This window comes from Pseudomonas sp. NPDC089758, assembly GCF_044748705.1.
Taxonomy (GTDB): domain Bacteria; phylum Pseudomonadota; class Gammaproteobacteria; order Pseudomonadales; family Pseudomonadaceae; genus Aquipseudomonas; species Aquipseudomonas putida_X.
The window spans coordinates 564,241-574,680 of the sequence record NZ_JBIVGN010000001.1; the positions used below are offsets into that span (position 1 = coordinate 564,241).

Annotated in this window: 8 protein-coding genes; 5 read left to right on the forward strand and 3 right to left on the reverse strand. The window is 64.1% G+C overall.

The features are described from left to right. Window position 1: 1 nt before the first annotated feature. Window positions 2–2,020, reverse strand: coding sequence for an alpha-1,4-glucan--maltose-1-phosphate maltosyltransferase (locus tag ACIPZH_RS02680; protein ID WP_400634979.1), 2,019 nt, complete (start codon window positions 2,018–2,020; stop codon window positions 2–4). Window positions 2,021–2,091: 71 nt separating this feature from the next. On the opposite strand from ACIPZH_RS02680, the gene ACIPZH_RS02685 reads away from it, so the two are divergent. After that, window positions 2,092–2,322, forward strand: a complete 231-nt coding sequence (locus ACIPZH_RS02685) for a hypothetical protein (RefSeq protein ID WP_400635007.1) — start codon at window positions 2,092–2,094, stop codon at window positions 2,320–2,322. Between the two features lie 78 nt (window positions 2,323–2,400). On the opposite strand, the gene ACIPZH_RS02690 is transcribed toward ACIPZH_RS02685, so the two are convergent. Continuing rightward, window positions 2,401–4,083: an AMP-binding protein gene (locus tag ACIPZH_RS02690; protein WP_400634981.1), complete on the reverse strand. Its 1,683-nt coding sequence runs from the start codon at window positions 4,081–4,083 to the stop codon at window positions 2,401–2,403. Between the two features lie 215 nt (window positions 4,084–4,298). On the opposite strand from ACIPZH_RS02690, the gene ACIPZH_RS02695 reads away from it, so the two are divergent. Genes ACIPZH_RS02695 through ACIPZH_RS02710 form a run of 4 tightly spaced genes read left to right on the forward strand, consistent with a single transcriptional unit; the run spans window position 4,299 to window position 9,857 of the window. Beyond that, complete coding sequence (locus tag ACIPZH_RS02695; protein WP_400634983.1) at window positions 4,299–5,462, forward strand: isovaleryl-CoA dehydrogenase; 1,164 nt, start codon at window positions 4,299–4,301, stop codon at window positions 5,460–5,462. Between the two features lie 19 nt (window positions 5,463–5,481). Next, window positions 5,482–7,089: a carboxyl transferase domain-containing protein gene (locus tag ACIPZH_RS02700; protein WP_400634985.1), complete on the forward strand. Its 1,608-nt coding sequence runs from the start codon at window positions 5,482–5,484 to the stop codon at window positions 7,087–7,089. Window positions 7,090–7,092: 3 nt separating this feature from the next. Next, window positions 7,093–7,908 carry a gamma-carboxygeranoyl-CoA hydratase gene (locus ACIPZH_RS02705; protein WP_400634987.1) on the forward strand — a complete coding sequence of 272 codons (816 nt, stop codon included), beginning with the start codon at window positions 7,093–7,095 and terminating at the stop codon, window positions 7,906–7,908. Then, on the forward strand, window positions 7,905–9,857 hold the full coding sequence (locus ACIPZH_RS02710) for an acetyl/propionyl/methylcrotonyl-CoA carboxylase subunit alpha (protein WP_400634989.1): 1,953 nt from the start codon (window positions 7,905–7,907) through the stop codon (window positions 9,855–9,857). The genes ACIPZH_RS02705 and ACIPZH_RS02710 overlap by 4 nt, the downstream gene beginning before the upstream one ends. A gap of 152 nt (window positions 9,858–10,009) precedes the next feature. Here ACIPZH_RS02710 and ACIPZH_RS02715 read toward each other — a convergent pair. Next, the coding region (locus tag ACIPZH_RS02715) for a transposase (protein ID WP_400634991.1) at window positions 10,010–10,440 on the reverse strand (431 nt) is incomplete at its 5' end.

A 10,440-nucleotide genomic window follows, 5' to 3' on the forward strand; every position in this document is an offset into this window, starting at 1 on the left:
CTTAGCGGGCCTTCTCGATGCGCCAGATACCGAATGGCTGATGCCATGGCTCGATACGCATCCATTGGGTCTTGCCATGCCAGGTCCAGCGGTGGCCGTTCATCAGGTCTTCGCCCAGGGTGTCGGCGTCATCGTCCAGCCCCAGTTCCCACAGCGGCAATTCGAAGCTGGCCTCCTGGGCGTTGTGCGGGTCAAGGCTGACCGCTATCAGGATGTAGTTGTCGCGCTCCGGCGTGCGCTTGGCGAAGTACAGGATGTTGTCGTTCCAACAGTTGAAGAACGCCACACCCAGGTGCGTCTGCAGGGCACGGTTCTGCCGGCGGATGCGATTGAGTTGAGCAATTTCGGCAATGATGTTGCCGGGCTGGGTGAAGTCGCGGGGGCGGATCTCGTACTTCTCAGAGTCCAGGTATTCTTCCTTGCCCGGCAGAGGGGTGCCTTCGCACAACTCGAAGCCCGAGTACATGCCCCAGAGCCCCGAGCCCATGGTCGCCAGGGCGGCGCGGATCAAAAAGCCGGCACGCCCGCTGGTGTGCAGGAAGAACGGGTTGATGTCCGGCGTGTTGACGAAGAAGTTGGGCCGGTAGCACAGGCTCCAGGGCGGCTGATTGAGCTGCTCGAAATACTCGCGCAGCTCCTGCTTGGTGTTGCGCCAGGTGAAATAGGTGTAACTCTGGGCGTAACCGACCTTGCCCAGGCGCGCCATCATCGCAGGCTTGGTGAACGCCTCGGCGAGGAAGATCACGTCCGGATACTGGCTGCGCACATTGGCGATCAACCATTGCCAGAATGGCAGCGGTTTGGTGTGCGGGTTGTCGACGCGGAAGGTTCTCACCCCCTCCTCCACCCAGCCCACCACCACATCACGCAGGGCAAGCCACAGCGACGGCACGGCGTCAGCGGCGTAGAAGTCCACGTTGACGATGTCCTGGTACTTCTTCGGTGGGTTCTCGGCATAACGGATGGTGCCGTCGGGGCGCCAGCTGAACCAGCCGGGATGTTCCTTGAGCCACGGGTGGTCCTGAGAGCACTGGATGGCGAAGTCCAGGGCGATCTCCAGCCCGTGCTCGGCGGCGGCGGCCACCAGGCGGCGGAAGTCCTCTCGGGTGCCCAGCTGCGGGTGAATGGCATCGTGCCCGCCTTCGGGGCTGCCGATGGCGTAGGGGCTGCCCGGGTCGTTGGGCTCAGCCTTCAAGGCGTTATTGCGGCCCTTGCGGTGCTGCTTGCCGATCGGATGGATGGGCGGGAAATACAGCACGTCAAAGCCCATGTCGCGAATCATCGGCAAACGCTCGTGCACATCGTTGAAGGTGCCGTGGCGCTCGGGACTGTCGGTGATCGAGCGGGGGAACAACTCGTACCAGCTGGCGAACTGCGCAGCCGGGCGGTCGACATCCACCGGGAACTCACGGCTGCCGGTGAGGTAGCTGCGGTGCTCGGCCTCGCTCATCAGGCGCGACGCCTGCTCCCCCAGCAGCAGCGCCACCTGGTCGGCCTGTGCCAGCGTGGGCAGTTGCGCCTGCAGCGCCTCGATCTGCTCACGCAACTCGCCCTCACTGCGCTCTGCGCCTTTGCCAAGCAGCAAGCGACCTTCTTCCAGCTCCAGCTTGACCTCGACGCCCGCGTGGAACTTCTTCTCAAGGTCGTGGCAATAGGTGGCGAACGGGTCGATCCAGGCCTCGATGCTGAAAAGGTGCGGGCCCAGGTCAGTGGGTGTGAACTCGGCCAACCAGAGGTCGTTGCCTGGCGAATGCATCGGCACGCAGTGCCATCGCCGACTATTGGCCTGCCGCCAGTTGAGCATCACGGCCAGGCGATCGTGGCCGTCGCTGTACACCTTGCTGCTGACCGCCACCGGCTGGCCGCTGATGGCCTTGGTGGCAAACGCGCCACCGTCGAGTGCGGGCTGGGTATCCTCGATCACGATGCGCGGCGCCAGCAGCGCCTGGGACAGGCTGATGGCCTGGTCGGGGTGATCGTTCGCCATCGGTACGCTTGCGAAGGGCTCGTTGCGCGACATCGGTCCTGGCTCCCTGTTGGCATTGGCGGTAAGGGTTCAGAGCCATCGTCCACGCAGGGGGTTCAAAAAAATTGAGCAAAACGGCGCAGCCACACATCAAAGCCTGCACCACCCTCTCAATCACCCTGCGAGGTCAGGCCATGAACATTCCCATTCCACCAGAGACACCCGACCCCAATATCGACGACCCGAGCCTGCCGCCGCCCGTGCCGGAAGAGGCCCCGGACGAGACGCCGGTCAAGCCGACCGAACCGCCGACTGTCGGCGACCCGCCGAGCCAGGAGCCACCGGTGAAGGCTTAAAGGATAGACGAGGGAAAGCGCTGCACGTGCAATGGTGCTGCCCGCCCTATCACGGGCGCGGCCAGCACCCATGCTCCATCACTGCGCCTTTTCGGCTGAAAGCGTGGCCGCGCTGATTTCGCGCATCCTGAACTTCTGCACCTTGCCGGTCACCGTCATTGGAAACTCGTCGACGAAGCAAAAGTGCCGCGGCACCTTGTAGTGGGCGATGCGTGACTTGCACCAGCCCTGCAGTTGTTCAGCCGTTGGGCTATGGCCGGGATGCAACTTGATCCAGGCCACCACTTCTTCGCCATACCTATCGCACGGGATGCCGATCACCTGGGCGTCTGCCACTGCGGGGTGGGTATAGAGGAACTCCTCAAGCTCGCGCGGATAAATATTTTCGCCACCGCGAATGATCATGTCCTTGTTGCGCCCGACGATGCGCACATGGCCGTCTTGGTCCATGACTGCCAGGTCGCCCGAGTGCATCCACCCTTCAGGATCTATGGCATCGGCCGTGGCCTGCGGGTTGCCCCAGTAACCCAGCATCACGCTGTAACCCCGTGTGCACAATTCGCCGATTTCACCCCTGGGCACGGTGCAGCCATCGGCATCCACCAGTTTGGTTTCCAGGTGAGGCTGGGTGCGGCCAACCGTGGTCACGCGCAATTCCAAGTCATCATCGGGGCCGGTCTGCAGAGACACCGGGCTGGTTTCGGTCATGCCATAGGCAATTTGCACCTGGGCCATGTGCAGCTGCTCGATGACCCGGCGCATGACCTCGATCGGGCAGGTGGCCCCAGCCATGATGCCGCTGCGCAGGGTCGAAAGGTCCAGCTGCTGGCGCGACGGGTGGTCGAGCATGGCGATGAACATGGTCGGCACGCCATAGAGGATGCTGGCGCGCTCCTCGGCCACCGCACGCAAGGTGAGCTCGGCATCGAAGGCGTCGCTGGGGTAGATCATCGTGCTGCCATGGGTGATGCAACCGAGGTTGGCCATGACCATGCCGAAGCAGTGGTACAGCGGCACCGGGATCACCATACGGTCGGCAGGGGTCAAGCCCAGGCTTTCCCCGACCATGAAGCCGTTGTTCAGGATGTTGTAATGGCTGAGCGTGGCCCCTTTGGGGGCGCCGGTGGTGCCGGAGGTGTACTGGATGTTCACCGCCTGGTCGAACTGCAGTCCGCGCTGGCGCGCCTGATAAGCCTCAGGGGCCGTCTGCGCTGCCCGCCCTGGCAGCGCAGGCCATGGTAGAAAGCCCGGTGGCGGGTTGCCGGCCAGGCTTATCACCCCGCGCAGCTCGGGCAGGCGCTCGCTGGCCAGGTCACCGGGCGTCACCAGCGCCAGTTCCGGCAGCAGCTGCCGAACCATGGCGTGATAGTCAGAGGTCTTGAAGGCATCGGCGCACACCAGCCAGCGGCAGCCAGATTGACGCAGCACATACTCCAGCTCGCCCACCCGATAGGCCGGGTTGATGTTGACCAGAATCGCACCGACCTTGGCGCTGGCCAGTTGTAAGATGCACCACTGGGCGCAGTTGGGAGACCAGATGCCGATCCGGTCGCCCCGGTCCAGCCCCAGGGCCATCAACGCCCGGGCATGGACATCGACCTGCTCGGCCAACTGCTGCCAGGTGAAACGCAGGCCTTGGTGGCGCACCACCAACGCTTCGCCATCGGCGTAACGGGCCACGGTCGCATCGAAGGCCTGGCCAATGGTCTGGGTCAGCAAGGCTGGGTTCTGACGACCTTGGGTGTAGCTGGTTTGACTCATGGGTGTCCCTTCTTGTGGTTGTTCTGGGCACGGCTCAAGCAGCGACAATTACTGTGGCGCAGATTTACGTTTACGTAAAGGTGACGAACGGATTGACAGTGCCGAGGGGCAGGTTTACGTTAACGTAAAGGTGAAAACGACACAGCGCTGATTGCCAATGGCTAACGCTTGGTGAGCTACGGTGTTTCCTAATTTCAAGAACAAGAAGGTGCCCCATGCATTACCCCTCCCTGAACTTCGCCCTGGGCGAAACCATCGACATGCTCCGTGACCAGGTGCGTACCTTCGTTGCCGCCCAGCTGGCGCCACGCGCCGCACAGATCGACCAAGACAACCTGTTCCCCGCCGACATGTGGCGCAAGTTTGGCGACATGGGCCTGCTTGGCATCACAGTGCCGGAAGAATACGGCGGCGCCGGCCTGGGCTACCTGGCCCACGTGGTGTCGATGGAAGAAATCAGCCGTGGCTCGGCTTCTGTAGCGCTGTCCTACGGCGCCCACTCCAACCTCTGTGTCAACCAGATCAACCGCAACGGCAGCCACGCGCAGAAGCAGAAGTACCTGCCCAAACTGATCAGCGGTGAACACATCGGCGCGCTGGCCATGAGCGAGCCGAATGCCGGTTCCGACGTGGTGTCGATGAAACTGCGCGCCGAGAAGCGCGGCGACCGCTACGTGCTCAACGGCAGCAAGACCTGGATCACCAACGGCCCGGATGCCAACACCTACGTGATCTACGCCAAGACCGACCTGGACAAGGGCGCGCACGGCATCACGGCTTTCATCGTCGAGCGCGACTGGCAAGGCTTCAGTCGCAGCAACAAGTTCGACAAGCTGGGCATGCGTGGCTCCAACACCTGCGAGCTGTTCTTCGATGACGTCGAGGTACCGGAAGAAAACATCCTCGGCCAGCTCAACGGCGGCGTGCGCGTACTGATGAGCGGCCTGGACTACGAGCGCGTGGTGCTCTCCGGCGGCCCCACCGGCATCATGCAAAGCTGCATGGACCTGGTGGTGCCCTACATTCACGACCGCAAGCAGTTCGGCCAGAGCATCGGCGAGTTCCAGTTGATCCAGGGCAAGATCGCCGACATGTACACCCAGCTCAACGCCAGCCGCGCCTACCTGTACGCCGTGGCCCAGGCCTGCGACCGTGGCGAGACCACCCGCAAGGACGCCGCCGGGGTCATCCTCTACACCGCGGAGCGCGCCACGCAGATGGCCTTGGAAGCGATCCAGATTCTCGGTGGCAACGGCTACATCAATGAATTCCCGGCGGGCCGCTTGCTGCGTGATGCCAAGCTGTACGAGATCGGCGCCGGCACCAGTGAAATCCGCCGGATGCTGATCGGCCGCGAACTGTTCAACGAAACCCGCTGAACACGAGGGACGGGCACACATGGCTACCTTGCACACCCAGATCAACCCGCGTTCGGCGCAATTCGCCGACAACAGCGCGGCCATGCTCGAACAGGTCCAGGCCCTGCGCGGCCTGCTCACCCACATTGCACAAGGCGGCGGGCCCAAGGCCCAGGAGCGGCATACCTCCCGTGGCAAACTACTGCCGCGTGAGCGCATCGACCGCCTGCTGGACCCCGGCTCGCCCTTCCTTGAAATCGGCCAGTTGGCCGCCCACGAGGTGTACGGTGAAGATGTGCCGGCAGCCGGTGTGATCGCGGGCATCGGCCGCGTCGAGGGCGTGGAATGCATGATCGTGGCCAACGATGCCACGGTGAAAGGCGGTTCGTATTACCCGCTGACGGTGAAGAAACACCTGCGCGCGCAGACCATCGCCTTGCAGAACCGCCTGCCCTGCATCTACCTGGTGGATTCCGGCGGCGCCAACCTGCCGCGGCAGGATGAGGTGTTTCCAGACCGTGAACATTTTGGGCGGATCTTCTTCAACCAGGCCAACATGAGCGCCCAGGGCATCCCGCAGATCGCCGTGGTCATGGGGTCGTGCACGGCAGGTGGGGCCTATGTGCCGGCCATGGCCGACGAGGCGATCATGGTCCGCCAGCAGGCGACCATCTTCCTGGCAGGCCCGCCCCTGGTGAAAGCCGCTACGGGCGAGGTGGTCAGCGCCGAAGACCTCGGCGGTGCCGATGTGCACTGCCGTACCAGCGGCGTGGCCGACCACTATGCCGACAATGATGAACACGCCCTGGCGTTGGCCCGGCGCAGCGTGGCCAACCTCAACTGGCACAAGCTCGGCACGCTGCAACGCCAGGCGCCGGCTGCGCCGCTGTATGCCGCCCAGGAGCTGTACGGCGTGGTGCCGGCCGACGCCAAGCAACCGTTCGATGTGCGCGAGGTGATCGCGCGCCTGGTCGACGGATCGGTTTTCGATGAATTCAAAGCGCTGTTCGGCACCACGCTGGTGTGCGGCTTCGCCCACCTGCACGGCTACCCGGTGGCGATCCTGGCCAACAACGGCATCCTGTTCGCCGAAGCCGCGCAAAAGGGCGCGCACTTCATCGAACTGGCCTGCCAACGCGGCATCCCACTGCTCTTTTTGCAGAACATCACCGGCTTCATGGTCGGCAAGAAGTACGAAGAAGGCGGCATCGCCAAGCACGGCGCCAAGCTGGTCACCGCGGTGGCCTGCGCCCAGGTGCCGAAGTTCACGGTGATCATCGGTGGCAGCTTCGGCGCTGGCAACTACGGCATGTGTGGCCGCGCCTACGATCCGCGCTTTTTGTGGATGTGGCCCAATGCGCGGATTGGCGTGATGGGGGCCGAACAAGCCGCCGGGGTGCTGGCCCAGGTCAAGCGCGAGCAAAGCGAACGCAGCGGCCAGGCCTTCAGCGCCGAGGATGAGGCCAGGCTCAAGCAGCCGATTCTCGACCAGTACGAACACCAGGGTCACCCCTACTACTCCAGCGCCCGGCTTTGGGACGACGGCGTCATCGACCCGGCGCAGACCCGCGACGTGCTTGGCCTGGCGTTGTCCGCCGCGCTGAACGCACCGATCGAACAGAGCCGCTTCGGCATTTTCCGGATGTGACCCATGAGCGATTTCAACACCCTCGAAGTGATCCGCGACCCGCGCGGCTTCGCCACCCTGTGGCTAAACCGGGCGGACAAGAACAACGCCTTCAATGCACAGATGATTCGCGAACTGATCGTCGCCCTTGGCCAACTGGCCGACGACGCCAGCCTGCGCTTCATGCTGCTGCGCGGCCGTGGCCGGCATTTCAGCGCCGGCGCAGACCTGGCGTGGATGCAGCAATCGGCACAGCTGGACTTCAACACCAACCTGGATGACGCCCGTGAACTGGGCGAACTGATGTACGCCCTGCATCGCCTGAAGGTACCCACCCTGGCCGTGGTGCAGGGCGCGGCCTTTGGCGGCGCCTTGGGGCTGATCAGTTGCTGCGACATGGCCATCGGCGCCGAGGATGCCCAGCTGTGCTTGTCGGAAGTGCGTATCGGCCTGGCCCCGGCGGTGATCAGCCCGTTCGTGGTCAAGGCCATCGGTGAGCGCAGCGCCCGCCGTTATGCCCTGACCGCCGAACGTTTCAGCGGCGTACGGGCCCGGGAGTTGGGCCTGCTGGCAGAGGTGTACCCGGCCGATGAGCTGGAAGTGCAGGTCCAGGCCTGGGTGGACAACCTCCTGCAAAACAGCCCGCAAGCACTGCGCGCCACCAAGGACTTGCTGCGCGAAGTCGACGACGGTGAGCTCAGCCCTGCCCTGCGCCGCTACTGCGAAAACGCCATTGCCCGGATCCGGGTCAGCGCCGAAGGCCAGGAGGGCCTGCGCGCCTTCCTGGAAAAACGTCGCCCCGCCTGGCAAACCGAGCCCGACAAGGAGCTGCGCCCATGAGCCGCACGCCATTGACCACCCTGCTGGTCGCCAACCGTGGCGAAATCGCCTGCCGGGTGATGCGTACCGCCAAAGCCATGGGCCTGACCACCGTGGCCGTGCACAGTGCCACCGACCGCGACGCCCGCCACAGCCGCGAAGCGGATATCCGTGTCGAGCTGGGGGGCAGCAAGGCCGCTGACAGCTACCTGGTGATCGACAAACTGCTCGCTGCGGCCAAAGCCAGCGGCGCTCAGGCCATTCACCCAGGGTATGGTTTTCTGTCCGAAAACGCAGGGTTTGCTCGTGCCATCGAGGACGCCGGGCTGATCTTCCTTGGCCCGCCGGCCAGCGCCATCGATGCCATGGGCAGCAAATCAGCGGCCAAGGCACTCATGGAAGCGGCCGGCGTACCGCTGGTGCCGGGTTATCACGGCGACGCCCAGGACCTGGAAACCTTCCGCGCCGCTGCCGAGCGCATCGGCTACCCGGTGCTGCTCAAGGCCAGCGCCGGGGGGGGCGGCAAGGGCATGAAAGTGGTCGAGGACGAAAGCCAGCTGGCCGACGCCCTCGCCTCGGCCCAGCGTGAAGCACAGTCGTCGTTCGGCGACGCGCGCATGCTGGTGGAAAAGTACGTGCTCAAGCCCCGCCACGTGGAGATCCAGGTGTTCGCCGATCAGCACGGCAACTGCCTGTACCTGAATGAGCGCGACTGCTCGATCCAGCGCCGCCATCAGAAGGTGGTCGAGGAAGCACCGGCGCCGGGGCTTTCCCCTCAGTTGCGGCAAGCCATGGGCGACGCGGCGGTGCGTGCCGCCCAGGCCATCGGTTATGTCGGTGCCGGCACCGTTGAGTTTCTGCTCGATGCCCGTGGCGAGTTCTTCTTCATGGAGATGAATACCCGCCTGCAGGTCGAGCACCCGGTGACCGAAGCTATCACCGGCCTGGACCTGGTGGCCTGGCAGATCCGCGTCGCCTGTGGCGAGCCACTGCCGATTACCCAGGCCCAGGTGCCGCTGATCGGCCATGCCATCGAAGTGCGCCTCTACGCCGAAGACCCGGCCAACGACTTCCTGCCGGCCACCGGCACCCTGGCGCTGTACCGCGAGTCGGCACCTGGCGAAGGTCGCCGGGTGGACAGCGGGGTAAGCGAGGGGGACGAGGTCTCATCTTTCTATGACCCTATGCTGGGCAAGCTGATCGCCTGGGGCGAAAACCGCGAACAGGCCCGCCTGCGCTTGCTGGCGATGCTGGACGAGTTCGCCATCGGTGGGTTGAAGACCAACATCGCCTTCCTGCGCCGCATCCTCGCCCACCCCGCATTCGCGGCGGCCGAGCTGGATACAGGCTTCATTCCACGCCATCAGGACGTACTGCTGCCGGCGCCGCAGCCTTTGCCCGCAGGCTTCTGGCAAGCCGCAGGTGAAGCCTGGCTGCGGGGCCAGGCGCCCCGTGAGCGTGACGACGACAGCGGCTCGCCGTGGGCTGAGCGCTCAGGGTTGCGCCTTGGCCTGCCGGCGCATAGCAGCTTGCACCTGCGCAGTGGCGGTGAGCGCCAGGCGATTGTGCTCGAGCACGGTGCCGTCTCGGCCTGGCGGCTGGACGGCGAACAGCTCGGGCATGATGAAGGCGGCGTGCGCCGGCGATATCTGGCAGTGCGCCGAGGTGGCACGCTGTACCTGCGCTGGGAGGGTGAAATGCATGCCATCGAGGCCTTCGATCCGATCGCCGAGGCCGAAGCCAGCCACAGCCAACAGGGCGGCCTGGGTGCGCCCATGAATGGCAGCATCGTGCGGGTGCTGGTGGAGCCTGGCCAGGCGGTGGAAGCAGGCACTGCGCTGGTGGTGCTGGAGGCGATGAAAATGGAGCACAGCATTCGCGCTGCGCATGGCGGGACGGTGAAGGCGTTGTTCTGCCAGGAAGGGGATATGGTCAGCGAAGGGACGGTGCTGGTCGAACTGGTGGAGTGATGCAAGCAAGGGCCGCTTCGCGGCCCAATCGCCGGCAAGCCGGCTCCCACCGCGACCGCGCAGTGCTTCAGGCCTGCGCTTTACCCGTGGAAGCCACCGTCCCGCCCAACTTCTAAAAGGGGGCGCGATCCATGTGGGAGATTCTATGGTTATCAGCAAGCCATTTTCCCGCCTTTGGTAACGTATTCGTCCTGATTTCTCATCAGGGCGAATGCCACTCGTGCGAGCTTCCTGGCCAGAATTACCAACGCCTGGGTCGTTGCCTTACCGCTGTTTCTGTACTGCTCATATACCCCTTTCCAAGCGGCCGACCTGCTGGCCGCCATTGCTGCGTTATGCAGCAAACGACGGATTTCCGAGCAGCCGCGCTTGGTGAGCCGACGACGTCCATTCTTCTCTCCAGAATCATTAACCCGTAGGTCCATTCCCAGGAATGCGATATACGAATCACTGCTCTTGAACTCGCCCCTTACAAAAGCCATTACCAGGGCTGTAGCGGTAAGAAACCCAATTCCCTCTACCGCCTGACAGCGGGCAACTTGCTCGTGCAGCCCAGCCTCTCGTAGCACTTCCTTAATCTTTT

Bases quoted from the DNA above. Each gene is read 5' to 3' on its own strand.
- ACIPZH_RS02705 (WP_400634987.1), top strand. From the start codon at position 7,093: ATGAGCGATTTCAACACCCTCGAAGTGATCCGCGACCCGCGCGGCTTC.
- ACIPZH_RS02690 (WP_400634981.1), bottom strand. From the start codon at position 4,083: ATGAGTCAAACCAGCTACACCCAAGGTCGTCAGAACCCAGCCTTGCTG.
- ACIPZH_RS02710 (WP_400634989.1), top strand. From the start codon at position 7,905: ATGAGCCGCACGCCATTGACCACCCTGCTGGTCGCCAACCGTGGCGAA.
- ACIPZH_RS02700 (WP_400634985.1), top strand. From the start codon at position 5,482: ATGGCTACCTTGCACACCCAGATCAACCCGCGTTCGGCGCAATTCGCC.
- ACIPZH_RS02680 (WP_400634979.1), bottom strand. From the start codon at position 2,020: ATGTCGCGCAACGAGCCCTTCGCAAGCGTACCGATGGCGAACGATCAC.
- ACIPZH_RS02695 (WP_400634983.1), top strand. From the start codon at position 4,299: ATGCATTACCCCTCCCTGAACTTCGCCCTGGGCGAAACCATCGACATG.